24 protein-coding genes, 1 tRNA gene and 1 pseudogene are annotated in these 23,649 nt (G+C 48.3%); 19 read left to right on the top strand and 7 right to left on the bottom strand.

Features of this window, described 5'->3' with window-relative positions; translation table 11 throughout:
* The first annotated feature begins 3 nt into the window (after window positions 1–3).
* The 8 genes and pseudogenes from lepA to nagZ all read left to right on the top strand — a co-directional run bounded on the left by lepA (window position 4) and on the right by nagZ (window position 7,495).
* Entirely contained in the window at window positions 4–1,797 is a 1,794-nt protein-coding gene (gene lepA / locus NQD60_RS07120) for a translation elongation factor 4 (RefSeq protein ID WP_257100240.1), read from the top strand.
* 24 nt (window positions 1,798–1,821) lie between these two features.
* Window positions 1,822–2,709, top strand: a complete 888-nt coding sequence (lepB, locus tag NQD60_RS07115) for a signal peptidase I (RefSeq protein ID WP_257100239.1) — start codon at window positions 1,822–1,824, stop codon at window positions 2,707–2,709.
* A 101-nt stretch (window positions 2,710–2,810) separates the two neighbouring features.
* Window positions 2,811–3,524, top strand: a pseudogene (rnc, locus tag NQD60_RS07110) (ribonuclease III); the annotation flags it as partial.
* Window positions 3,525–3,589: 65 nt separating this feature from the next.
* Entirely contained in the window at window positions 3,590–4,483 is an 894-nt protein-coding gene (gene era, locus NQD60_RS07105; RefSeq protein WP_257100238.1) for a GTPase Era, read from the top strand.
* On the top strand, window positions 4,476–5,282 hold the full coding sequence (recO, locus tag NQD60_RS07100) for a DNA repair protein RecO (protein WP_306438070.1): 807 nt from the start codon (window positions 4,476–4,478) through the stop codon (window positions 5,280–5,282). The genes era and recO overlap by 8 nt, the downstream gene beginning before the upstream one ends.
* The gene (gene pdxJ / locus NQD60_RS07095) at window positions 5,279–6,058 is read left to right on the top strand and encodes a pyridoxine 5'-phosphate synthase (RefSeq protein ID WP_257100237.1); all 780 of its coding nucleotides are present in this window, start codon (window positions 5,279–5,281) and stop codon (window positions 6,056–6,058) included. The genes recO and pdxJ overlap by 4 nt, the downstream gene beginning before the upstream one ends.
* A gap of 2 nt (window positions 6,059–6,060) precedes the next feature.
* Window positions 6,061–6,465 (top strand): holo-ACP synthase, encoded by a 405-nt coding sequence (gene acpS, locus NQD60_RS07090; RefSeq protein ID WP_223691969.1) that lies wholly within the window; start codon window positions 6,061–6,063, stop codon window positions 6,463–6,465.
* Window positions 6,458–7,495: a beta-N-acetylhexosaminidase gene (gene nagZ / locus NQD60_RS07085; protein WP_257100236.1), complete on the top strand. Its 1,038-nt coding sequence runs from the start codon at window positions 6,458–6,460 to the stop codon at window positions 7,493–7,495. The genes acpS and nagZ overlap by 8 nt, the downstream gene beginning before the upstream one ends.
* Here the strand turns inward: nagZ and NQD60_RS07080 are convergent.
* From NQD60_RS07080 to NQD60_RS07065, 4 genes are all read right to left on the bottom strand, one after another.
* Window positions 7,475–8,035 carry a DUF3455 domain-containing protein gene (locus NQD60_RS07080; RefSeq protein ID WP_257100235.1) on the bottom strand — a complete coding sequence of 187 codons (561 nt, stop codon included), beginning with the start codon at window positions 8,033–8,035 and terminating at the stop codon, window positions 7,475–7,477. The genes nagZ and NQD60_RS07080 overlap by 21 nt on opposite strands.
* Window positions 8,036–8,080: 45 nt before the next feature.
* Window positions 8,081–8,638 carry an elongation factor P gene (efp, locus tag NQD60_RS07075; RefSeq protein WP_257100234.1) on the bottom strand — a complete coding sequence of 186 codons (558 nt, stop codon included), beginning with the start codon at window positions 8,636–8,638 and terminating at the stop codon, window positions 8,081–8,083.
* Between the two features lie 100 nt (window positions 8,639–8,738).
* Window positions 8,739–9,902, bottom strand: a complete 1,164-nt coding sequence (earP, locus tag NQD60_RS07070) for an elongation factor P maturation arginine rhamnosyltransferase EarP (protein WP_257100233.1) — start codon at window positions 9,900–9,902, stop codon at window positions 8,739–8,741.
* Between the two features lie 122 nt (window positions 9,903–10,024).
* Window positions 10,025–11,725 (bottom strand): hypothetical protein, encoded by a 1,701-nt coding sequence (locus tag NQD60_RS07065; protein WP_257100232.1) that lies wholly within the window; start codon window positions 11,723–11,725, stop codon window positions 10,025–10,027.
* A 182-nt stretch (window positions 11,726–11,907) separates the two neighbouring features.
* Here NQD60_RS07065 and uvrC point away from each other — a divergent pair, with 182 nt between their 5' ends.
* The 10 genes from uvrC (at window position 11,908) to NQD60_RS07015 (ending at window position 21,323) form a co-directional block, all read left to right on the top strand.
* A complete protein-coding gene (uvrC, locus tag NQD60_RS07060; protein WP_257100231.1) occupies window positions 11,908–13,896 on the top strand; it encodes an excinuclease ABC subunit UvrC in 1,989 nt (662 codons plus the stop codon).
* A 144-nt stretch (window positions 13,897–14,040) separates the two neighbouring features.
* Window positions 14,041–14,655 carry a CDP-diacylglycerol--glycerol-3-phosphate 3-phosphatidyltransferase gene (gene pgsA, locus NQD60_RS07055; RefSeq protein WP_257100230.1) on the top strand — a complete coding sequence of 205 codons (615 nt, stop codon included), beginning with the start codon at window positions 14,041–14,043 and terminating at the stop codon, window positions 14,653–14,655.
* A gap of 70 nt (window positions 14,656–14,725) precedes the next feature.
* Window positions 14,726–16,318, top strand: coding sequence for an ABC-F family ATPase (locus tag NQD60_RS07050; RefSeq protein WP_257100229.1), 1,593 nt, complete (start codon window positions 14,726–14,728; stop codon window positions 16,316–16,318).
* 149 nt (window positions 16,319–16,467) lie between these two features.
* Window positions 16,468–16,860 (top strand): 30S ribosomal protein S6, encoded by a 393-nt coding sequence (gene rpsF, locus NQD60_RS07045; RefSeq protein ID WP_223691944.1) that lies wholly within the window; start codon window positions 16,468–16,470, stop codon window positions 16,858–16,860.
* A gap of 39 nt (window positions 16,861–16,899) precedes the next feature.
* On the top strand, window positions 16,900–17,199 hold the full coding sequence (gene priB / locus NQD60_RS07040) for a primosomal replication protein N (protein ID WP_257100228.1): 300 nt from the start codon (window positions 16,900–16,902) through the stop codon (window positions 17,197–17,199).
* A gap of 1 nt (window position 17,200) precedes the next feature.
* Window positions 17,201–17,476 (top strand): 30S ribosomal protein S18, encoded by a 276-nt coding sequence (gene rpsR, locus NQD60_RS07035; protein ID WP_223691934.1) that lies wholly within the window; start codon window positions 17,201–17,203, stop codon window positions 17,474–17,476.
* 46 nt (window positions 17,477–17,522) lie between these two features.
* A complete protein-coding gene (gene rplI / locus NQD60_RS07030) occupies window positions 17,523–17,975 on the top strand; it encodes a 50S ribosomal protein L9 (RefSeq protein ID WP_257101288.1) in 453 nt (150 codons plus the stop codon).
* Between the two features lie 148 nt (window positions 17,976–18,123).
* Window positions 18,124–19,506 (top strand): replicative DNA helicase, encoded by a 1,383-nt coding sequence (locus tag NQD60_RS07025; protein ID WP_257100227.1) that lies wholly within the window; start codon window positions 18,124–18,126, stop codon window positions 19,504–19,506.
* 154 nt (window positions 19,507–19,660) lie between these two features.
* Window positions 19,661–20,287, top strand: a complete 627-nt coding sequence (locus tag NQD60_RS07020) for a DUF47 domain-containing protein (protein ID WP_257100226.1) — start codon at window positions 19,661–19,663, stop codon at window positions 20,285–20,287.
* Between the two features lie 25 nt (window positions 20,288–20,312).
* Window positions 20,313–21,323 (top strand): inorganic phosphate transporter, encoded by a 1,011-nt coding sequence (locus tag NQD60_RS07015; RefSeq protein WP_257100225.1) that lies wholly within the window; start codon window positions 20,313–20,315, stop codon window positions 21,321–21,323.
* A gap of 20 nt (window positions 21,324–21,343) precedes the next feature.
* Here the strand turns inward: NQD60_RS07015 and minE are convergent, their stop codons facing one another.
* The 3 genes from minE to minC all read right to left on the bottom strand — a co-directional run bounded on the left by minE (window position 21,344) and on the right by minC (window position 23,246).
* A complete protein-coding gene (gene minE / locus NQD60_RS07010) occupies window positions 21,344–21,595 on the bottom strand; it encodes a cell division topological specificity factor MinE (protein ID WP_223691926.1) in 252 nt (83 codons plus the stop codon).
* Between the two features lie 9 nt (window positions 21,596–21,604).
* Window positions 21,605–22,420: a septum site-determining protein MinD gene (gene minD, locus NQD60_RS07005; protein WP_257100224.1), complete on the bottom strand. Its 816-nt coding sequence runs from the start codon at window positions 22,418–22,420 to the stop codon at window positions 21,605–21,607.
* A gap of 85 nt (window positions 22,421–22,505) precedes the next feature.
* The gene (gene minC / locus NQD60_RS07000; RefSeq protein WP_257100223.1) at window positions 22,506–23,246 is read right to left on the bottom strand and encodes a septum site-determining protein MinC; all 741 of its coding nucleotides are present in this window, start codon (window positions 23,244–23,246) and stop codon (window positions 22,506–22,508) included.
* A 222-nt stretch (window positions 23,247–23,468) separates the two neighbouring features.
* Between minC and NQD60_RS06995 the strand changes: the two genes are divergently transcribed.
* Window positions 23,469–23,553, top strand: a tRNA-Leu gene (locus NQD60_RS06995).
* Window positions 23,554–23,649: the final 96 nt, after the last annotated feature.

Below are 23,649 nucleotides of genomic sequence, written 5' to 3'. Positions count from 1 at the left end.
TACATGGACCATATTCGTAATTTCTCCGTCATCGCCCATATTGATCACGGCAAATCTACCCTGGCTGACCGTATTATCCAGTTGTGTGGGGGTCTTTCCTCGCGTGAAATGGAAGCGCAGGTACTCGATTCAATGGCGCTTGAGCGCGAGCGCGGCATTACTATTAAAGCGCAAACTGCGGCACTGACGTATCGCGCGCGGGATGGCCAAATATATAACCTGAATCTAATCGATACCCCAGGGCACGTTGATTTTTCATATGAAGTCAGCCGTTCGCTATCGGCCTGTGAAGGCGCCTTATTGGTGGTGGATGCAAGTCAAGGGGTAGAAGCGCAGACAGTGGCGAATTGCTATACCGCAATTGAGCTTGGGGTCGAAGTCGTGCCAGTGCTCAATAAGATTGATTTGCCTGCGGCCAATTGCGAAAATGCAATTGCAGAAATTGAAGAGGTGATTGGCATTGATGCGACCGATGCGGTGCGCTGTAGCGCCAAAACGGGTGAAGGCGTCATCGATGTGCTGGAGGCGTTGATTAGCAAGGTGCCGCCGCCAGTAGGGGACCCCCAAGCGCCCTTGCAGGCGCTGATTATCGACTCTTGGTTTGACAATTATGTCGGGGTGGTCATCCTGGTGCGTATTGTGAATGGCACTTTACGGCCGAAAGACCGGATTGTATTAATGGCCAGCGGTGCTCAATTTCCGGTTGAACAAATTGGTGTGTTCACGCCCAAAGCGCAAGCTAGAGAATCTTTATCCGCTGGGCAAGTGGGTTTCATTATTGCCGGCATTAAAACGCTCACCGTAGCTAAAGTAGGGGATACGGTCAGTCATGCGAATAAACCTGCGCTGACACCGTTAGCTGGCTTTAAGGAAGTTAAACCACAGGTTTTTGCCGGTTTATATCCGGTTGAAGCCAACCAGTATGAAGCGTTGCGTGAATCACTTGAAAAGCTCAAACTCAACGACGCATCCTTGCAGTATGAGCCTGAAGTTTCTCAGGCACTTGGCTTTGGTTTTAGATGTGGCTTTCTCGGCTTGCTCCATATGGAAATTGTGCAAGAGCGGCTAGAGCGCGAATTCAATATGGATTTGATCACCACGGCCCCGACGGTGGTCTATGAGGTCAGGCAGAATAACGGCTTACTGGCGACTGTTGAGAATCCAGCTAAACTGCCTGAGTCCTCAAAAATCGAAGAAATCCGCGAGCCCATCGTCACCGTCAATCTCTATATGCCGCAAGAATATGTCGGCTCGGTCATCACGCTGTGCACGCAAAAGCGTGGTGTGCAACTCGATATGGTCTATCGTGGCCGCCAAGTTCAGTTGGTTTATGAAATGCCAATGGCTGAAATCGTCCTGGATTTTTTCGACCAGCTCAAATCTGTCTCGCGCGGCTATGCTTCAATGGATTATGAATTCAAAGAATATCGTCCCGCAGACGTGGTGAAAGTGGATATGCTGATCAACGGCGAGAAAGTCGATGCTTTATCGATCATCGTGCACCGTTCTCAAAGCATGTTTCGCGGCCGGCAAGTCGCCGCCAAAATGCGCGAAATTATTCCGCGTCAGATGTATGACGTGGCGATTCAAGCGGCCATTAGCTCTAATATTATCGCGCGCGAGAATATTAAAGCGCTGCGCAAAAATGTGCTGGCAAAATGCTATGGTGGCGATATTTCTCGCAAGAAGAAATTGCTAGAGAAGCAAAAAGAAGGTAAAAAGCGAATGAAGCAAGTCGGTAGCGTTGAAATTCCGCAAGAAGCTTTTCTTGCTATTCTTCGTGTATCAGATAAATAAAGTATCTATAAGAGTGGATTTTTCATGAATTTTGCGCTGATTCTTTTTACTTTAGTGCTGCTCACGGGGCTAGCTTGGCTGGCTGAGAAACTGATCTTCCTGCCGCGCCGCCGCAATGAGGCTAAACGGATACTTGGTGAATATGACCGTCAGCTCGAGCAATTTGACGCAGTCACGGATAGCATGCTTGCCACGCGGGCGCGGCTGAGTAAAGAAGCCTTGCAGCAGCCATGGTGGCTTGAGTATTCAGCTAACTTTTTTCCGGTCATTTTGTTAGTATTTTTACTCCGCTCCTTTCTGGTTGAGCCGTTTAAGATTCCGTCGAGTTCAATGTTGCCTACGTTGTTAGCGGGCGACTTTATTCTGGTGAATAAATTTGATTACGGTATTCGTTTGCCGGTGTTGAATAAAAAAGTGATCGCTAACCGCAATCCAGAGCGTGGTGATGTCGTGGTGTTTCGTTACCCGAAAGATGAATCCATCGATTACATCAAACGGGTGATCGGACTGCCGGGTGATACGGTCGCGTATCTAGGCAAGCATTTGACCATCAACGGCCAGGCCGTGCCACAAAGCCCGCTGTCGGATTATTTTGACGAAGAACGAGTAGGTTATGCTAAGCAATACCAGCAAACCGTTGGCAACAAAACCAACGAAATTCTAAATAGCCCCGGTGCACCGTCGTTTATCATTGGCGCAGATGACTTTCCATTTCGGGATAACTGCACGTATAGTAGTGATGGCGTTGTCTGCAAAGTGCCGCCGGGTCACTATTTTGTGATGGGCGACAATCGAGACAATAGTGCAGATAGTCGTTTTTGGGGATTTGTGCCGGACCGTAACCTGGTCGGCAGAGCTTTCTTTATTTGGCTTAATTTTGGTCATTTCAAACGCATCGGCCGTTTTAGTTAATTGTGTGATCGGCCTATTTGCGTAGCGCTTAGTCCCTAACCTAAAAACTGGTCGCGACGTGTTTTAGCGGGGCCTATGCGTTACGCGTTATACTTAGCGCTATGCCTTTATCCTCATTAGAAAGCCGGTTGCACTATGTATTCCGTAATAGAGAATACTTGCGACAGGCAATGACCCACCGTAGCCATAGCGCGAGCCATAACGAGCGGCTGGAGTTTCTCGGCGATTCGATTTTGAATTGCACCGTAGCGGCGCTGCTATTTAAACGCTTCTCGGCATTAAACGAGGGTGATCTGTCGCGGGTGCGCGCAAACTTAGTGAAGCAACAATCGCTCTATGAAATCGCACAATCGCTCAATCTTGCCGAATCGTTACGCTTGGGTGAGGGGGAAATAAAAAGCGGCGGTAGCCGGCGGCCGTCAATTTTGGCCGATACGCTTGAGGCTATTTTAGGCGCTATCTATTTGGATGGAGGCTTTGAAGCCGCGCAAGCGGTGATTGAAGGTCTCTATCTGCCGATCCTTGAGCATATTGACCCTGGTACGCTAGGTAAAGATGCAAAAACCTTATTGCAAGAGTGCTTGCAAAGCTGTCAAATCCCGTTGCCACACTATACCGTGGTGGCGACCCATGGCGCGGCCCATAGCCAGCAATTTGAGGTTGAGTGCGCTGTGCCTATATATGAAATTAAAGAATTTGGTTTTGGCGCAAGCCGTCGTGCTGCTGAACAAGCTGCTGCCAAATGCGCGTTGGCAGCAATCCAAGCTTTGCCTGCCGTATTGCCAGCTAAATCGAAGCGCGCCAATCATGCGCGCAAGCCAAAACCAAGCGCACCCGCAAAAACAAAAAACAAAGCTGTTATTCAACTTGAGAAGTAATCATGAATGTTTCCGCTGATTTCCGTTGTGGCACGATTGCGATTATCGGTCGGCCCAATGTAGGCAAATCAACTCTACTGAATGCCCTGGTGGGTCACAAAATTAGCATCACCTCGCGCAAGGCTCAAACGACCCGTCATCGAATTACGGGAATTCGGACTCTGCCTGAGGCGCAATATATTTTTGTCGATACACCAGGTTTTCAGACTCAACACGGCGGTATGCTCAACCGGTCATTGAATCGTACCGTGACCGCCACCATGAGTTCGGTTGATCTTATACTTTTTGTCGTTGAGGCCGGTCACTTTGGCGCCGAAGATCAAAAAGTGCTTGAGATGATTCCGCCTGCCGCCCCGGCGCTACTGATTACCAATAAGCTTGACCGGATCACGGACAAAGCTACGCTCTTCCCATTCCTGCAAAAAATGGGGGCATTACGTAATTTTTGCGAGATCGTGCCTCTATCCGCTAAGCGTGCTGACGATCTGGATAAATTACTCACCATCTTGCGACCCTATTTGCCGCAAGGTGAGCCCATTTACGGTGAAGATGATCTCACCGACCGTAGCGAGCGCTTTCTGGCAGCTGAAATTTTGCGAGAAAAAGTCTTTCGCTGGACTGGTGACGAGCTGCCTTACACCAGCACGGTGGTGATTGAAAAATTTGAGCAAGAAGGCCGCTTGCGGCGCATTTTTGCGACCATCTTAGTTGAGCGCGATAGCCATAAGGCAATGCTGATCGGACACAAAGGAGAAAAACTAAAACGCATCAGCAGTGAAGCCCGGATGGATATTGAAAAATGCTTTGATGCACCGGTCTATCTCGAAGTCTGGATTAAAGTCAAAAGCGGTTGGGCAGACAATGCAGCGGGCCTAAAATCATATGGGTATGAATGAATTACCGGTCGATGAAATCCTGCCGGCAACGCTAGCATGTACTATTTCAAGTAAGCCTGCTGGGCGCGCTGCACTGCGCCCTGAACGCCGGGTTGCGGAGCAACCCGGTTTTGTCCTGCATAGCTACCCCCATCGCGAAACGAGCCTAGTACTCGATATCTTTAGCCGTGATTACGGCCGGCTGGCACTGGTTGCCAAAGGCGCTAAACGTCCCTATTCAGCTCTGCGCGGCGTGTTACAAACATTTCAACCTTTATCTCTAGCCTGGGCCGGCAAATCCGAGTTGCGCACGCTCACTGGCGCTGAATGGGTTGGAGGGATGCCGCCGTTAACCGGCCACGCCTTGCTATGTGGTTTTTATGCGAATGAACTCCTGCTTAAATTCTGTGCGCGTGAAGACCCGTGTGAACGGCTTTTCGACCATTACGTCTTGACGCTGACCCGGCTTGGCGCTGGCGCGCCGCCAGTACAAGCACTGCGTTCTTTTGAGCGTATCCTGTTGCGCGAAACGGGCCACGCCAGTGCTTTTGACTATATTGCCCATACCCGTAAGCCGGTGGCGGCAGACGGGATTTATGTCTTTGATCCAGAACATGGCGTGCGTGCGGCAAAGGGCATGGAGCCTTCGCATTGGCCGCTGATTGCCGGACAAACCTTAATCGATATGGAGCGTGACGAATATGAACGCGCCTTAACCCTTACCCAAAGTAAGCAATTGATGCGTTTTTTGCTGCATCACCACCTCGGCGGAGTCACGCTCAATACGCGCCAAATCCTAATTGATTTACATACTTTATGAGTTTTTTGTCGCCACCTGTGGGCAATCTTGACCTTGGGGTCAATATTGATCATGTTGCAACGTTACGCAATGCGCGTGGTGTCGCCTATCCTGATCCGTTGCAGGCAGCGTTAGCCGCTGAAACGGCAGGCGCCGATGCCATTACCCTCCACTTGCGCGAAGATCGCCGTCATATTCGCGACGCGGACGTGCATGCCTTACGTCCATTGCTGCACACCAGAATGAATCTCGAGTGCGCTCTGACGCCAGAAATGCTGGCGATTGCGTGCACCGTATGTCCACAAGACGTATGCTTGGTGCCAGAAAAACGGCAAGAGTTAACCACCGAAGGTGGTCTTGAGGTGGCGGGTCAGTTAAACCAAGTCAAAACTGCCTGTAGCCAGCTCGCGGGCGCAGGAATACGCGTTTCACTTTTTATTGATCCCGATCCAGCCCAAATCTACGCCGCGCGTGAAACGCTGGCGCCGGTCATTGAATTGCATACCGGCCGCTATGCTTCAGCATGCAACGAGGCGGAACGCCAACAAGAACTCGAGCGCATTGCGCGCGCTGCGGAACTGGGCGCATCGTTGGGACTCAAAGTCAATGCTGGACACGGTCTAGATTATTCAAATGTGCAGCCGATCGCGGCTCTGCAAGACATCTCAGAACTGAATATTGGCCATGCGATTGTGGCCCATGCGTTATTTGTCGGCTGGGAAAACGCCGTACGTGAAATGAAAGCACTGATGGTGGCTGCTCGGCTCGCTGCATCAACACCTTTTCCGGGAGTGTAGAGATGATCTATGGGATTGGCACTGACATGATTAGTATAGACCGAGTCGCAGGTGTGATGGAGCGCACTGGCGGCCGTTTTGCAGACAAAGTGCTCGGTCCCGATGAACTGGCAAAATATCATGCTCGCGCTGCACGTTCTGCCGCGCGCGGCTTGGCTTTTTTGGCCACACGCTTTGCGGCTAAAGAAGCCTTCTCAAAAGCCATCGGACTTGGCATGCATTGGCCGATGACCTGGCGTGCGCTGCAGACCCTAAATGAACCCAGTGGCCGGCCGGTTGTGGTGGCCCTTGGGGCGCTGGCTGATTGGCTGACTACACAGCGCATTCATGCCCATGTAACCCTAAGCGACGAGCGCGATTATGCGCTTGCCTTCGTGGTTGCCGAACAGGATAAAACCAATGCCTAATCTATCTGCTAATACGCTCGGGCCGGTGATGCTGGACGTTGTGGGTACTGAGCTGACTGAAGAAGAAATCCGCCAGCTGGTACATCCGTTAACCGGGGGCATTATCCTATTTGCCCGCAATTTTCAAAGTCGAGCGCAGTTACTCGCATTGACTGAGCAGATTCGCGAGGTGCGTAGCGATTTACTGATCACGGTTGACCATGAGGGCGGGCGAGTCCAACGTTTCAAAACCGATGGCTTTACGCACTTACCTGCAATGCGCGGTTTGGGCGAACTATGGGAGCAAGACGTATTACTCGCTACCCGCGCGGCGACTGCGGTCGGCTATATATTGGCTTTAGAGTTGCGTGCAAGTCATATTGATTTCAGCTTCACGCCGATCCTGGATCTCGATTATGGGCAGTCGAAGGTGATTGGCAATCGCGCTTTGCATCACGATCCGCGCGTCATCACCTTACTCGCCAAAAGCTTAAGCCATGGTCTGGCGCTTGCAGGCCTGGCAAATTGTGGCAAACATTTTCCGGGTCATGGCTTTGTTGAGGCTGATTCACATTATGCAATGGCAGTGGATACCCGCACACTTGACGCTCTCTTGCAAGATGCGCAGCCTTACCGCTGGTTAGACGTGTCGTTGGCGGCTGTCATGCCGGCGCATATTGTTTACCCGGCAGTCGATGCGCGGCCTGCTGGCTTCTCAAAAATCTGGCTACAGAACATCCTACGTGAGCAACTCGGTTTTACCGGCGCTATTTTGAGCGATGATTTATCCATGGAAGGCGCGCGGGCAATCGGCAACTTTGTCGAAAGCGCCCAAGCCGCACTGGATGCAGGTTGCGATATGGTGCTTGTTTGCAACCGGCCGCAGGAGGCGGGGCGCGTCCTGGCTGAATTGCGCTATACGCCTTCTGCCACCTCAGCGAGCCGGATTAAGCGCCTTGCCGCTCGTGGCGAGCCAATATCTTGGCATGAACTTGAACAACACCCGCAATATCTTGCGGCAAAAGCATTATTAGTCGAGCTTGCGCTTTGAAAAATAATAGGTTGCTTTGTATTGCGCAGGAAATGTTCTATTGAAATGATACACTGTGCTGCATGGCTTAGAAGAGGGGACCTTGCCGCCCTGCGTTTTAACTTGCAAGATGCTGGTTACATCTGAAAAAACGCCGATTCCGCGATGATCTTTGGCCGTGAACAAACGCCAAGGAATATTATTTTTATTCTTCGGCTCGAAGGATTTGACTGCCTGGCCAATCGCCCAGCTGTCATCCACGGTGCTGACCCAGCTTGGGCCTATAGAATGACGGCCGACGGCTACTTTTTTATCATCATATAAAGTAGCGACCGGTTCAGTGAAAATCCATCCCTGACCTTCTCGGCAGATATAGTTCTGCATCCCTTCGGCATGTAATTTCAAAAAGACAATTTCGTTATCGGGCAGTTTCAAATCGGCGGGCAAATCCTTCGGCAGCGCAATCGGGGTAGGATCGGCGGCAATACTTTTCCCTGTAAAGCTAAATAAAGTCGTAGCGGTTAATAAGGCGTAAAACAAGAAAACAAATTGCTTTTTCATATAAACCCCTAACGTTTAGTTTGCTTTTAGAAAAATAAAACACCCTTAGGCACGGCTACGATACTCATGTGTGCGCGTGTCTATTTCAATTTTATCCCCGATACTGCAGAAAAGTGGCACTTGAAGCTCCATACCCGTGGACAGCTTGGCATTTTTTAGAACCTTGCCCGATGATGTATCGCCTTTAACCGCAGGTTCAGTATAGATAATTTCGCGCACTAAGATCGTTGGCAGTGCCACTGACAGCGCTTTGCCATTATAGAAAACTACCTCGCAATTCATCCCCGCTTCAAGGTAATGCAACGCATCGCCTAAGTTTTCTTGCTCGACTTCATATTGATTATAGTCAGCATCCATAAAAACATACATCGGATCAGCAAAATACGAATACGTCACTTCCTTGCGCTCAAGCACAATATCTTCAAATTTATCGTCTGCTTTATAAACAGATTCCATGCCTGCGCCTGTCAGCAAGTTGCGCAATTTCATTTTGACCACGGCTGAATTCCGGCCGGATTTATTGTATTCGGCTTTTTGCACTACCATTGGATCGGTGCCGATCATCACGACATTGCCGGCGCGGAGTTCTTGGGCGAGTTTCATAAAGGTCCTGTGCAAATAAATCACATATCCCGTGGTGCGCAAAAAGCGCGGCCAGACAAGATACGTTATATATATTTATGAGTTGTAAAAAGTAATCTGCCTATTTTAACTGAGATTCGCAAAATTGCGCTAGGTTACCGGCGAGGTCGCCCAGTTTGGCAAGTGTTTGCGTCCAGTTAATTGCATGGTTTGCGAATCTGTTGCGATGTTGCCAGAAATGATTCCAGTCAAGCGCTAAAGGCGCGACAGAAGTGTTATTCCACTTCCGCCAGAAGCTACTCAGTGCTAGGCGCGCCTCGTCTGACAGAGCGAACGCATAGGCAGCAAGGGTTGCCTCAAGTTTAACGTAATGTGCATGATCTGGCTGCGGGTAGATCTGCCATACAAAGGGTTTTTGCGCCAATTGGGCGCGCACAAATGAATCTTCGCCGCGCACAAAATTAAGATCGCAGATCCAAAGTAGAAGGTCATAGCGATCTTGTTCAACAAAAGGAACCCCGTATACAGTTAAATGCCCGCGTGCGGCTACCATGCCTGCTGCCAGCTTTGGCATACCGAAAAAGCCTGCAACGGCGGTTGAGATAATCCCTGCCGGCACAATACAGGTGATCGGAGTAGCGCTATTGCACCAGGCACTCAGTAATGCCTCCAAATTCGCATTTTCATAAGAAAAAAGTGAAATTAGCGTAGCTTGAGCCGCCGCAGGAGGTACTCCCAGCGAAGCACAGTGTGCAATGCGTGCGTTAGGCGCTGACAAAAAAGCCCGTTGTGAGGCCAATCGAGTGCGCTCTTGCAAGGCGCCCCCTGAACCTGCAATGAGACCAGGAAAGAAGAACGTTTTAAGTAACGGGTAACGGGGATGGAGCGAGGATTTTAAATGGAAATCTGCAACCCATGGTTCGTTGCTTAAATATTCAAGATTAATCCAAACGGGGGCGTGCTGATAGGCAGCACGTTTAGCCATAGCGGCAATGTAAGCTGGTGGCGGATTGCAGCCGAATGCCTCGATCACAATATCGGCAGCTTCGATATTGATCTTTATATCGCTGTCCGTTGACCATTGTTCGACGATGATATCGCCAACCTGTTGTTTGTAGGCATGAGGGTCGATGGTTGGACATAAATGGGCAAAAGCTTCAAGCTTATCAACCCATAATCGCATGTGCCAGCCGTGTTCGGCTGCAAGCTGGCGCGCTAGGCGCCAGCTTGTACCGATGTCACCGAAATTATCGATGACGGTGCAGAAGATGTCGCAGCTTGGCATTGGTTGATGAGTAGGGAGGGCAATGCCCTATATAAACGCACATTATCTCACTCAATATGCTTGTTTGTCATAAATAATATTTTAACAATTAAATATTGGCAAAAAATAATTTATACGCTGTGTTATTTGTTAATAATTACAAAATCCTCATCATTTATAATGGCTCTCTTTATTTTATTGTTACTTGCTATTTCAATAAATGAATCTTCCTTTTCGAGGCTATAGGATAGATAAGGGTTTCCATAAAAACTAACTATTTCATGATAAATGATTGGATCAATTTTAAGTGTATTTTTATCTTTCTTCTTTATCATATCAAAGCTTTTGTATAAGATGGTTCTTCTATTATTTACCATTGCTTTGTAATATTCATCATTGGGAGCGCAATTTTTTATGGAGCTGAGTGCCTCCTTAATAAATGATTCGGTGTCATCACTAATTTGTCTTTTTGCACGAGATTGTATGACGGCTTTTATTAGATTATCAACGCGATCATTAGTCAGAAAATTGTTAGAGAAAAATATATTTTCTATAAATGATCTTACCCATTTGGCTTCATCTTCAGTACTGGATTGTTCAACGCAAATAGAACCAGAAGGAAGCTGATCAAAAGCATCCATGATAGATGGCTCGGTTTGTGCCGGAAGGGATGCTAGACTCTCGGTGAGTTCGTCTATTTTAATGGGTTCTATGCTGTCAAGTTGATTTTGAGTAAAGTAAATAATTTTTGTTTTTTTCTTATTTACAATATTCTGGCTTAGCCAATTTTTATGATCTACTTGTAGTTTAATTATTTTTTCTGAAAAATAATTTGATATTCCATACCAATTATTTTCATCATCTTTTCCCAATATTGCTGCAATATGGTTGTTAGCGTCGAAGAGGAATAAAATTTCTGCATCTTGGAAATTGGGATGGTTAGATTCTTCATAAAATAATTCTTGTACAGATATTTGTGGTGGCTTTTGCTCACGCGTTACAATAATGGTTGCTTTGTCCAGATTGTCAGAAATTTTTCTTTCTATAGGAGTTTTTGTGTCAGAGGCATTGTCTGTATTGATTGTAGTTATATTATTATTCGTGTAGAGACGAGAATCTCGCTGTTGACCTAGATCTTGTGGCTCTTCGCTGTCTATATCCAAGGAATAGCTCTGATCAGAAAAGCTAGGTGTACGGGGAGGCGTTGAAATAATAGCCTGATTACCTGTGCTTTCGCCTCCCCCCCATGTATGCTGGTTGCCCGTATGCTTAGTTTGTTGCCCCTCACCAGGAGGGGTGATTGGTTCAGGATAAAGGTCTTGTATATATTGGATGTCCGTATGCTTGGTTGGTTGCCCCTCAGCGGGAGGTGTGATGGGTTCACGGTAAATTTTACTAGGAGTGAGGGGCGTGTCTTGCTGCTCAGGTAGGCTCTGTTTATCTTGGACGTTTCTAAGATTTGTTTGCTGTTCAGCATCAGGGCCTATGGTAAGTGCAGAAGCAAGCTGTTTAGTAGTATTGGTAGGATAGGTAAGAAGTAACTTTGTATCTTTAAATCTATCCATCACATTTTGAGTGACTGTATGTTTTACCCTATTAACGTAACGGTTCCACACCTGCTGTTCATCTTGCCCATTCACATGATCTACTTGTTGTTCAGTATAAAGAGACGCCACAGGAGTAGAATTCATCTGCTCAGTTACATCTTGTGTTTGTTGCTCGCTATGAGGACGCTGCGTCGATGTTGCGAGTGAAGGTGTTCCAGTACCTTCTATGTCACTGCCACCACCGCATGCGGTGAGTGCTTGCAATGCAATAATACTGGTAAGTTTCATAAATTTCATAACACTGATCTTTTTATATCTGATTAAATAATTTAGAAAAAATTATTGTTTGGACACAAGATGGCTTACATGCTTTAGACGCGAACTAATTTTCAAGTGTAACACTGTTAGATGAAATACTTTTATAAGTTTCTCTAAGGGTTTATTTATAATTATTGAAATAAACATTTTAATTTTATCAAATGTCGATTGCTCCCATTCTTGATTTTACTGAACAACTTGCGCAATTACCGCATCTACCCGGTGTTTATCGCTATTACGATGCACAAGGTGAAGTTCTCTATGTTGGCAAAGCGCGCGACCTTAAAAAACGCGTATCAAGCTATTTTACTAAAGCACGCCGGTCGCCACGTATTGAATTGATGGTAGCGCGCATCGCGCGCCTTGAGACAACCGTGACGCGTTCTGAAGCCGAAGCCTTGTTGCTTGAGAACAACTTAATTAAAGCACTCGCACCACGCTACAACATTTTATTTCGCGACGACAAATCCTATCCTTATCTAAAGCTAAGCGGACATCGTTATCCGCGTATGGTCTATTACCGCGGTGCAATCGATAAAAAGCATCAATATTTTGGGCCATTCCCTAATGCCGGCGCGGTGCGCGAAAGTATGCAGATTTTGCAGCGCGTGTTTCAGTTGCGTACCTGCGAAGATTCCGTCTTTAGCAATCGCACGCGCCCCTGTTTATTACACCAAATTGGCCGGTGCACAGCGCCTTGCGTAGGCGCAATTAGTGAAGCCGAGTATGGGCGCAATACGCAAAACGCAGTGCGCTTTTTACAGGGTCAGCAAAGCGAGATCATGGGCGAACTCGAGCAAAAAATGCATGATTTCGCTGTTGAGCTCAAATTTGAACAAGCGGCTGCGGTGCGCAACCAAATTAGTGCGTTGGCGGGTGTGCTACAGCAACAGGCGGTTGAGACGGACAGTGATAATAACGCTGATATTCTGGCCATCGCGATACAGGGTGGGCGTGTTTGCGTCAATCTCGCGATGGTGCGCGGCGGCCGGCATTTGGGCGACAAAGCTTATTTTCCTGCGCATACTGAGAACGCGTTAGCGTTGCTGGATTTACCAGCGGCTGATGCGGACATGCCGCCAGCCGAAAGCGAACTGGCCGGCGCTGAGTCAACTTCGGCCGCCTACGCCAGAGAAATACTCGAAGCGTTTATTGGGCAGTATTATTTAAACCATACAATGCCGCCCACTTTAATCGTCGGAGGTGGGAACGTCAGCCGTCAGTTGATAGACCTCTTTGCGCAACAGGCCGGTTACCGGGTAAGCGTGGTTTATCAGCCTCGTAGCCAAAAGCGGATCTGGCTGTCAATGGCGGAACACAATGCTCGCTTGGCGCTGGCCCAGCTGTTAGCAGAACAAGGTTCGCAACAAGCGCGCACGCGCGCCCTCGCACAAATGCTTTTACCCGAATGCGAAGACTTAGCGGCACTCCGTATCGAATGCTTTGATATTAGTCATACCATGGGCGAAGCGACACAGGCCTCTTGCGTGGTTTATTGTCAGCATAAGATGCAGTCTGCCCAATATCGACGCTATAACATTACCGATATTACGCCGGGTGACGACTATGCGGCGATGCGTCAAGTATTGACGCGCCGCTATGAGAAACGCATGACACAAGCGGCACGGGTGCGTGACGAATTGGCCGCGGCCCAAGAGGCAACTGCAAGCCACGACGAGGTTGCCCAATCAGCGCCGGCCAGTATATTGCCCGATCTGATATTAGTTGATGGCGGTAAAGGGCAAATCGAAGTGGCGCGCCAAGTATTAGTTGAACTTGGGCTCGATATTGGGATTTTAGTGGGCGTGGCGAAAGGAGAAGGGCGCAAGGTCGGGCTTGAAACACTGGTTTTTGCTGATGGCCGTTCTCCTGTTGCCTTGGGTAAAGACAGTGCTGCGTTGATGTTGATTGCGCAGATTCGTGATGAAGCACACCGTTTTGCGATCACGGGTATGCGCGCTAAACGCGCGAAGGCGCGCCAAAGCTCACAGCTTGAAACGCTTGAAGGGGTGGGTGCGAAACGCCGTCAGCGTTTGCTCGCACGCTTTGGTAGTATGCGTGGAGTGAGTGATGCAAGTATTGATGAGTTGGCGAGTGTTGAGGGACTTTCGCGCGCGCTGGCGGAGCAGATTTACCGGCAGTTGCATTGAAATGCCGCGATTAAAGTAATGGGTATTGGGATGTTAGCCAGATATTAGATCCTGCTCAGAACTGTATCTCGATACAATTACACTTGTCCCGCGCGCTACAAGCCGGCACAATCCCACTTTATTCCTCATTGCCGCAGGCGTCTTATGCTATTTAATGTACCGCTTTGCCTAACTTGGCTGCGTATTGTGCTCATTCCGTTGATTGTCGGGGTTTTCTATTTACCGGATCATATGCTTGCGCCTAGAGATAAAGATTTGGTGGCGGCGACGATTTTTGTGTTGGCGGCGCTTACAGACTGGTTTGACGGCTTTTTGGCTCGCAAACTAAATCAAACCTCTGCCTTTGGCGCGTTTCTCGATCCGGTTGCAGATAAGTTGATGGTGACCGCTGCGTTGTTGGTATTAGTCCAGCTATCACGGCTTAACGCGGCGATTGCGCTGGTGATTGTTGGCCGTGAAATTACGATTTCCGCGCTGCGCGAATGGATGGCGCAGATCGGCGCATCAAAGCACATTGCGGTGAATTCGCTTGGCAAAGTTAAAACGGCGTGCCAAATGATCGCGATTCCAATGCTATTGTTTTATGGCCCGCTCAATATAGGGTGGGGGTCTGAGCCAGCCTATCAAATTGTTATCGATACTCGGAGTTGGGGTATGTGGTTGATCTATTTGGCTTCGGCGCTGACCTTATGGTCGATGTTTTATTACATGAAACGAGCCTGGCCGCAAATCGGCCAGCGCGTCGGCAATCTATTGTGAAAGCGGTTTTCCGTATATCTGTTGGCTGTTAGAATAGGCACTTTCCTTTCTTTAACAAAAGGCATGTACAGTGCTGTCGACCGCTAATATCACCATGCAGTTCGGGGCGAAGCCCCTATTTGAAAACATTTCCGTTAAATTCGGCGAAGGCAATCGTTATGGTTTAATTGGCGCCAACGGTTGCGGCAAATCCACCTTCATGAAAATTTTAGGTGGCGATCTTGAGCCTTCAGCTGGCAATGTTATCTTAGACGCCAACACCCGGCTCGGTAAACTTAAGCAAGATCAGTTTGGCTATGAGTCGATGCGGGTACTTGATGTCGTGATGATGGGTCATGTGCAAATGTGGCAAGCTTTGACCGAGCGCGATGAGATTTACGCTAATCCCGAGGCGAGCGATGATGATTACATGCGCGCGGCTGAATTGGAAGCTAAGTTTGCCGAATATGATGGCTACACAGCCAGCGCGCGCGCCGGTGAGCTGCTGCTTGGCGTAGGCATTCCAGTAGACCAGCATGAAGGCCCGATGAGCGCTGTGGCGCCAGGCTGGAAGCTGCGCGTGCTACTGGCGCAAGCGCTGTTCTCAAATCCAGATGTCTTGCTGCTTGATGAGCCGACCAACAACCTCGACATTAATACGATTCGCTGGCTTGAAGATACCTTGAATCAACGTAATTCAACCATGGTTATTATCTCGCATGACCGCCATTTCTTAAATGCCGTTTGCACCCATCTGGCTGATATGGATTATGGCATGCTCAAAGTCTATCCTGGCACTTATGATGACTATATGCTTGCTTCCACGCAAGCACGTGAGCGGCAGTTGGCGGCCAATGCAAAAGCGAAAGAGCGAGTGGGTGAGTTGCAAGATTTTGTGCGCCGTTTTGCAGCGAACAAATCGAAAGCACGGCAAGCCACCAGCCGTATGAAGCAGATCGAGAAAATTAAGGTCGAAGATATTAAGCCATCATCCCGGCAAAATCCGTTTATTCGTTTTGAGTTCGATAAGAAACTGCATAACCTTGCGGTAACGGGCGAAGGAATGAGAAAAGCTTACGATCGCACGATTTTTGAGCGCTTTAATATTACGGTACAAGCTGGCGAAAAAATTGCCATCATTGGTGAAAACGGTGCCGGTAAGACGACTTTGCTGCGCGCCTTGCTAGGTGATTTAGAGTTGGATGCGGGCACCATTAAATGGGCTGAACATGCGAATATAGGCTATATGCCGCAAGATGCATCGGCGGCCTTTCCGACGCCGGTGACGCTCACCGACTGGCTGTCGCAATATGGGCAAGAAGGGGATGACGATCAAGTGATCCGTAGTACGCTGGGCCGTTTGCTTTTTTCTGGGGATGATGTCAAAAAATCGGTCACCGTGCTCTCCGGAGGAGAAAAGGGCCGCTTGATTTGGGGCAGCCTGATGCTTGGCAAACACAATGTGCTCTTGATGGACGAGCCAACCAATCATATGGATATGGAATCGATTGAATCGCTCCAAATTGCACTTGAGCGGTTTGCCGGCACGCTGGTGTTTGTCTCGCATGACCGTGAGTTTGTCAGCGGTCTAGCTACCCGGATTATTGAAGTGCGTAGCGATGGGACAATTCATGATTATCAAGGTAGCTATGAAGAGTATTTAAACAGCCAGGGAATTCATTAAATTTTAGCTCAAGCTCGGACGAGCGCTGTTAGCGCCTGGCCTGAATAGGGAAATTTGCTCAACGAGCGATTTCCGGCTAAAATACTGGGCTTTACCTTGCCGCACCGGTTTTCTATCTGGGCGGCTATTAACCATAAGGAAGCATGTCTATGCGACATTACGAAATTATTTTTATTGTACATCCTGATCAAAGCGAGCAAGTCCCCGCTATGATCGAGCGCTACAAGGCTACGATTACCGCTCGCGGCGGCCAGATCCACCGTCTTGAAGATTGGGGACGGCGTCAATTGGCTTACATGATCAACAAGCTCGCTAAAGCGCATTACATTTGCATGAATATCGAATGTGATGGCGAAACTTTGGCTGAACTGGAACATGCATTTAAATTTAACGATGCTGTGCTGCGCCATTTGACCATCAAAACGAAGAAAGCTGAAACGGCCCCTTCGCCAATGATGAAAGAAGTGCAACGCGAAGAGGCTAAGAAGACAGCTCATTCTTCCGCACCGGCACCGTCCGCAGAAGTTGCACAAGAAGCGTAAATATCAGTTGAGGCTGTGCGGTAAGGCAGGGACTCAGTAGTGAACCAGCTGGTGCTTGAGGCATCTGTGATTGAGCGTGAGGTAGTACGCTATACCCCGGCCGGTGTGCCGATGGTGAATTGCCTTTTACAGCATTGTTCACAAGTGAGTGAAGCGGGGACGCCACGCCAGGTTGATTTAACAATATCAGCCGTTGGCGCAGGTGAAGTAAGCGGTGCGATTGCCGCTTGCGCACTGGGACAAGTTTTCCGTTTCACAGGCTTTTTGGCGCTGCGCCGCCGTCAGGCTCGCACATTGATATTTCATATTACAGAATTGCAGGATATTCAAAGGATTTAACATGGCACGTTTCACTGGCAAGAAGAAATTTGAGCGCCGTCCACAACAGAACCCGCTTTTTAAGCGTAAGAAGTTCTGCCGCTTTACGGTGGCAGGAGTGGAAAAAATCGATTACAAAGATCTTGAAGTACTCAAGGACTTTATTGGCGAAAACGGCAAAATCACGCCTGCTCGCTTGACCGGCACTCAAGCCCGTTATCAGCGCCAACTTGATCAGGCGATTAAGCGCGCACGCTTTCTAGCGTTGCTGCCTTACACTGATTTGCATAACGCCTGATCTAGCAAAGTATATAAGGAGCTTACACATGCAAGCCAAAATGAAAATGCAAGTCATTTTATTGGAAAAAGTCAACAAGCTTGGCAATCTTGGAGACATCGTTAAAGTCGCTAAAGGATATGCGCGTAATTTTTTGCTGCCGCAAAAAAAAGCACGCCGCGCGACAGACGAGGCCATACAAGAGTTTGAAACACGCCGTGCTGAGCTTGAAAAAGCGGCTGCGGAAAAATTGCTGGCGGCGCAACAGATAGGCGAAAAGCTTGCCGGTTCGACCGTGCAAATCTCGCAAAAGTCGGGCGTGGATGGGCGTTTGTTTGGCTCTGTCACTAACAACGATATCGCTAATGTACTGAAAGCGCAGGGCTTTAGCATTGAAAAAGTTCAGCTACGCTTGCCCGAAGGACCGCTCAAAACGGTCGGGGATCATACCGTGCAGGTTTCACTCCATACGGATGTGCTGGTGACGGTTACTGTATCGGTCCTTGGCGAGCACGTTTAAACGGTAAGCCAATCCGTGCAGTGGCGCTAAGATAAAAAAACGGAAGCTAGGTCAACTGGCTTCCGTTTTTTTTACATTATAAAAAAAGTATTTAAAAATTAGGTGGGATGGTCTGAATTACTTATAATAGACGCTCATCTCAAGCGCCATGAATATCGTTAATACAGATCCGCAGCTCACTGCTCTCAAAGTCCCACCTCATTCAATCGAGGCCGAACAATCGGTATTGGGCGGGCTTTTGCTCGACAATAGCGCATGGGACAGAATTGCCGACTTTTTACAAGAAAGCAATTTTTATCGCTATGACCACCGGCTGATTTTCCAGCATATCGTTAAATTGATTACGGCGGTGCGTCCAGCCGATGTGATTACGGTGTTTGAGTCACTGACTTCATCCAATAAGGCGGAAGAAGTAGGCGGGCTGGCCTATTTAAATGCCCTGGCCCAAAATACGCCTAGCGCTGCTAATATCCGTCGCTACGCAGAAATCGTGCGGGATCGCGCGGTGCTGCGTAAGCTGGTGACCGTGGCTGATGAGATTTCAGGTGATGCCTTTAATCCGCAAGGCAAAGAGGTGCGTCAGCTGCTCGACGAGGCTGAATCAAAAGTATTTGCGATTGCCGAAGAAGGCGCGCGTGGCGTGCAAGGGTTTATTGAAATTAAACCTTTGCTGTCGCAAGTGGTTGAGCGTATCGATACGCTATATCATCAAGAAAATTCAACCGATGTTACGGGTACGCCCACCGGTTTTGTTGATCTTGATCGAATGACTTCCGGCCTACATGGGGGCGAGCTAGTCATCATTGCGGGCCGTCCGTCCATGGGTAAAACCTCGTTGGCCATGAATATCGGCGAATATGTTGCGGTTGAATATGGCTTGCCGATTGCCGTATTTTCAATGGAAATGCCCGGCACGCAACTGGCGATGCGGATGTTGGGCTCAGTCGGGCGGCTTGATGCGCATCGGCTACGCACCGGCAAGCTGTCGGATGAAGACTGGCCGAAACTGACTCATGCGATGCAAAAAATGAGTGATGCGCAGATTTTTGTTGATGAGCAAAGCGCACTGAATCCGCTTGAATTACGCGCTCGTGCGCGGCGTCTGTCACGTCAATGCGGACAGCTAGGTTTAATTATTATCGATTATTTACAGTTGATGTCATCGGCTTCTTCCGGTGAGAATCGCGCCACTGAAATTTCCGAAATTTCACGCTCGCTGAAAAGCTTGGCCAAAGAACTTAATGTGCCGGTGATTGCTCTCTCGCAGCTTAACCGCGGACTTGAGCAGCGGCCCAATAAGCGCCCGGTGATGTCTGACCTGCGTGAATCCGGCGCAATTGAACAAGATGCCGATGTTATTTTCTTTATCTACCGTGATGAAGTTTATAACCCTGATAGCCAAGATAAAGGCACGGCCGAAATTATTATCGGCAAGCAGCGTAATGGGCCAATCGGTGTGGTAAGGCTGACCTTTCTGGGTCAATACACAAAATTCGACAACTTCGCGGGCCAGCCAATGTATAACGACTAATCACATCGTCCCCATACCGTTAGCTAAATAATTTGTTGCTATGCACGATAAATCGGCTGGCACAGGTACAATAGCGCACTTTATAAGTTAGAGCCGCTGTATATTTGCATGGCTCTCGCATCAATAGCCAATAGACCATTGTTCAAGGATTGACATGTTCAGTCGCTTTATGCCCAAAGAGGGTAAGTTCTTTGAAATTTTTAATGCGCATGCAAAATGCCTGGTAGACGCCAGCCATGATCTAGTGCTTTTGGTGAGTAAGCTGGATGAAGCTGAAATTCACAAAAAAAATGTACAGCTCAAAGAAAGTCAGGCTGATAAACTGACGCACGAAACCATTGATCTATTGCATAAGACCTTCATTACGCCATTTGACCGTGATGAAATCCACAAACTCATCACGACCATGGATGACATCCTTGATTTAATGGAGGATGTCGCGACGGCAGTCTGGCTCTACGATGTACAGTCGCTAACGCCTGAGGCCGGCCAGCTGGCCCAGATTTGCGCAAGCAGTTGCGAACAAGTAGCGCAAGCGGTTGCTTTACTCAAAGACATGAAAAGCGCGAGCGCAATTTTAACCATTTGCACCGCCATTGACCGCTTAGAAACTGAGGCTGACGGTTTATTGCGCTCAGCCATTTCTAAGCTATTTCGAGAAGAAGACGACGTTAAGTCGTTGATCAAGCACAAAGCGATTCTCGAGTTGCTAGAGGAAGTCACCGATAAATGTGAAGATGTTGCCAACATTATCGAAGGCATCGTGCTAGAAAACGCTTAGCACCGGCTTATTTCAGGAAACCTTAATGTCATCGATTCACTTGGGATTATGGGCCGTCATCTTTTTAGTGGCGATTGCATTAATCTTCGACTTCATGAATGGCTTTCACGACGCGGCCAATTCGATTGCCACCGTCGTTTCTACGGGCGTCCTTAAGCCGCATCATGCGGTTATATTTGCCGCTTCATTTAATGTCATTGCGTATTTTATTTTTCATCTAAAGGTGGCGTCAACGGTCGGCCGTGGCACGATCGATCCATCGATTATTGACCATTATGTTGTCTTTGGCGCGCTAATAGGTGCCATCGGCTGGAATATTATCACTTGGTATTATGGTATTCCGTCCAGCTCATCGCATGCCCTGATTGGCGGTTTGGTCGGCTCAGCGTTAGCTAAAGCAGGTCCTGGCTCGTTAAATATCGACGGTTTATGTAAAACCATCGCTTTTATTTTTATTTCACCGCTGCTCGGCTTCTTTTTAGGGTCGCTGTTGATGCTGGGGGTTTCTTGGCTTTACTTGCGCACGACACCTAGCAAAGTTGATCGGCGTTTCCGGCGTTATCAATTAATCTCAGCAGGCCTATATAGCCTTGGGCATGGTGGTAATGATGCGCAAAAGACCATCGGCATTATCTGGATGCTCTTGCTGGCAACGGGCTATACTACAGCGACTATCGATGCCCCTCCAATATGGGTGATTGCCGCCTGCTATTTGGCGATTGGCCTGGGTACGCTGTTTGGCGGCTGGCGGATCGTGCGGACAATGGGACAAAAAATTACCAAATTAAAACCAGTTGGCGGCTTTTGCGCTGAATTTGGCGGAGCGGTGTCGCTCTTTTTAGCTTCTTGGCTAGGCATCCCTGTGTCAACCACGCATACCATTACCGGTGCTATCGTTGGCGTTGGCGCGACCCAGAAGCTGGCTGCTGTGCGTTGGGGGATTGCTGGCAATATTGTTTGGGCTTGGATCTTGACCATTCCAGCTTCTGCCACCATGGCGGCGCTAGCTTGGTGGCTTGGCCAGCACTTCCTTTGATCCAAGGAAATGCTGGTGTCTTAGGTTTGCGGGATTTCGATTTTGACTTCCAGGACCTCTAGATTATCTTGTTGTTCAAGCTTAACTTTGATGTCCTCGTGAGCGATTTTCACATACTTTGAAATCACCGCAAGTAGTTCACGCTGTAGCGCTGGCAGATAATTGGCGGGGGTATTGTTTGTGCGTTCGTGCGCAATAATCAATTGCAGGCGCTCTTTGGCAAGCGTTGCAGTTTTTTTATTCTCGCCAAGCAAAAAAGAAAGTATTGACATATCCTTACCTTATTTATTGCCGAAAAGGCGTTGTAGTAAGCCGGGTTTTTGATACTCAGTAAACCGCATCGGTTTGGTTTCACCAAGAAAGCGCGAGATCACATCTTTATAGGCTTCAGCGACATCGGTGGTGTCTAAGTGAATTGCCGGCAGGCCTTGATTTGACGCATGCAATACGGCGTCTGACTCGGGTACCACACCGATCAATTCAATCCGTAAGATTTCTTGAATATCTGTGATCGATAACATTTCACCTTCATCGACACGCTTTGGATTGTAGCGGGTAATTAACAGATGTTCTTTAATCGGCTCTTCGCCATCAATTGCGCGTTTCGTTTTTGAAGCTAAAATACCAAGAATACGATCTGAATCCCGCACCGATGAGACTTCTGGGTTAGTCACAATCACCGCCTCATCTGCATAATACATTGCCATCAGCGCGCCTGACTCAATCCCGGCAGGTGAATCGCAAACAATATAGGTAAAGCCCATATCCACCAGCTCTTGGATGACTTTGCCAACCCCTTCTAGGGTCAATGCATCTTTGTCCCGTGTTTGCGACGCAGGCATAATAAAAAGATTACTGCATTTCTTATCTTTGATCAAAGCTTGGTTAAGTTTAGCTTCGCCTTGAATCACATTAATTAAATCATAGACGACGCGTCGCTCACAGCCCATGATTAAATCAAGGTTGCGTAAACCAACATCAAAATCAATCACCGCTGTTTTGTGACCGTGCAAAGCTAGACCTGCGGCAAAACTTGCGCTGGTGGTGGTCTTGCCCACGCCGCCTTTGCCTGAAGTAATTACAATAATTTTCGCCATCTGGCTAAGTCCTTGGGTACGTCAATTGATTTAAAAATCAAAGTAATTTAAAAAATGATTATGTTACCTGGATTAAATCAATTTATTAAGTTAATTTGAGGGGTTCGATCACTAATTTTTCATTTAAGAGGCTGACTTGCACCGGTTTGCCTTGCACCTGCGCCGGTAGGGGTGTTTCGGTTGTACGATAAATACCCGCAATTGAAAGTAATTCAGGCTCAAGGCAGGTACAAAAAATACGCGCATTGAGATTACCCTGTGCGCCAGCGAGCGCTCGTCCACGCAGCGGGGCATAAATATGAATATGACCCTCGGCAATGACTTCAGCACCATAGCTCACGACACCAAGCACAATCAAATCCCCTTTTGCATAGACTTGCTGGCCGGAGCGGAGCGGTTTGTCGATGACCAGTGCCGATTTATAGTCTTCAATGTGCGGCTCTATCTTGGGTATTGGCGGTGGTGCTACAGGGCTGGCGACAGGCGCCGCGGGTTGTGGTGCAATCCGCTCAACGCCTACTTCAACGAACGGCAGACCACTGTGTTGCGCCCAGGTACGTTGTGCCTCATGAGCCGCAAGGCCAACGGGATACATGCGTACTTCACGCAACATCGCAGCCAGGGCATCAATGTCTATCGTTTCGCCAGCATGCAGAGGGCGTACATCGATCACCACAATATCATTCGCAAAAAACTCTGGCGCGACTTCGAAGCGGCGTTTTAATGCTTGGTGTAAAACCTCAAGATCAACTGTTTTAACAGTAAAAAGTAGTGTATCAAAGGAGCTATTGCGTAGTTCAAAGCACGAAGTTTTTTTATTTGACATAGATGACGGGCGATCAAAAGACTACTTAAGCGGATTCTGCCGGAAACCGCGTATTTTAACCCGCCCTTGGGCATAAAATTGAAATGCTCTTGCCGTTTAGTCGGTAACAAACTTTTTATCAGGGCGTAATATTGGCCAGTTGAGTGATAAAGCAAGCACAATATGCTAGGCGAAATGCAAAATAATTGGCTATAATAGCGCCCTTGCTGGAAGCTAAGCATGGCCCAGGTGGCGGAATTGGTAGACGCACTAGTTTCAGGTACTAGCGGGTAACTCCGTGGAGGTTCGAGTCCTCTCTTGGGCACCATCAAGCTTTTTGACATATAAAAACATAATTCTGATTCACCACGCATTGCGTGGTGAGCCGGCATGTAATCAAAATAAATCAAGTAAAATTGAACAA

Source organism: Mycoavidus sp. SF9855, assembly GCF_024582735.1.
Lineage (GTDB): Bacteria > Pseudomonadota > Gammaproteobacteria > Burkholderiales > Burkholderiaceae > Mycoavidus.
The sequence above is the reverse complement of the archived record's forward strand: the minus strand, read 5'-3'. Positions and strand labels throughout refer to the sequence as shown.

Bases quoted from the DNA above. Each gene is read 5' to 3' on its own strand.
- lepB (WP_257100239.1), top strand. From the start codon at position 1,822: ATGAATTTTGCGCTGATTCTTTTTACTTTAGTGCTGCTCACGGGGCTA.
- pdxJ (WP_257100237.1), top strand. From the start codon at position 5,279: ATGAGTTTTTTGTCGCCACCTGTGGGCAATCTTGACCTTGGGGTCAAT.
- lepA (WP_257100240.1), top strand. From the start codon at position 4: ATGGACCATATTCGTAATTTCTCCGTCATCGCCCATATTGATCACGGC.
- NQD60_RS07080 (WP_257100235.1), bottom strand. From the start codon at position 8,035: ATGAAAAAGCAATTTGTTTTCTTGTTTTACGCCTTATTAACCGCTACG.
- minD (WP_257100224.1), bottom strand. From the start codon at position 22,420: ATGGCGAAAATTATTGTAATTACTTCAGGCAAAGGCGGCGTGGGCAAG.
- nagZ (WP_257100236.1), top strand. From the start codon at position 6,458: ATGCCTAATCTATCTGCTAATACGCTCGGGCCGGTGATGCTGGACGTT.
- NQD60_RS07065 (WP_257100232.1), bottom strand. From the start codon at position 11,725: ATGAAATTTATGAAACTTACCAGTATTATTGCATTGCAAGCACTCACC.
- minE (WP_223691926.1), bottom strand. From the start codon at position 21,595: ATGTCAATACTTTCTTTTTTGCTTGGCGAGAATAAAAAAACTGCAACG.
- minC (WP_257100223.1), bottom strand. From the start codon at position 23,246: ATGTCAAATAAAAAAACTTCGTGCTTTGAACTACGCAATAGCTCCTTT.
- NQD60_RS07020 (WP_257100226.1), top strand. From the start codon at position 19,661: ATGTTCAGTCGCTTTATGCCCAAAGAGGGTAAGTTCTTTGAAATTTTT.
- recO (WP_306438070.1), top strand. From the start codon at position 4,476: ATGAATGAATTACCGGTCGATGAAATCCTGCCGGCAACGCTAGCATGT.
- era (WP_257100238.1), top strand. From the start codon at position 3,590: ATGAATGTTTCCGCTGATTTCCGTTGTGGCACGATTGCGATTATCGGT.
- rpsR (WP_223691934.1), top strand. From the start codon at position 17,201: ATGGCACGTTTCACTGGCAAGAAGAAATTTGAGCGCCGTCCACAACAG.
- pgsA (WP_257100230.1), top strand. From the start codon at position 14,041: ATGCTATTTAATGTACCGCTTTGCCTAACTTGGCTGCGTATTGTGCTC.
- NQD60_RS07025 (WP_257100227.1), top strand. From the start codon at position 18,124: ATGAATATCGTTAATACAGATCCGCAGCTCACTGCTCTCAAAGTCCCA.
- acpS (WP_223691969.1), top strand. From the start codon at position 6,061: ATGATCTATGGGATTGGCACTGACATGATTAGTATAGACCGAGTCGCA.
- rpsF (WP_223691944.1), top strand. From the start codon at position 16,468: ATGCGACATTACGAAATTATTTTTATTGTACATCCTGATCAAAGCGAG.
- NQD60_RS07015 (WP_257100225.1), top strand. From the start codon at position 20,313: ATGTCATCGATTCACTTGGGATTATGGGCCGTCATCTTTTTAGTGGCG.
- earP (WP_257100233.1), bottom strand. From the start codon at position 9,902: ATGCCAAGCTGCGACATCTTCTGCACCGTCATCGATAATTTCGGTGAC.
- rplI (WP_257101288.1), top strand. From the start codon at position 17,523: ATGCAAGTCATTTTATTGGAAAAAGTCAACAAGCTTGGCAATCTTGGA.
- efp (WP_257100234.1), bottom strand. From the start codon at position 8,638: ATGAAACTCGCCCAAGAACTCCGCGCCGGCAATGTCGTGATGATCGGC.
- uvrC (WP_257100231.1), top strand. From the start codon at position 11,908: ATGTCGATTGCTCCCATTCTTGATTTTACTGAACAACTTGCGCAATTA.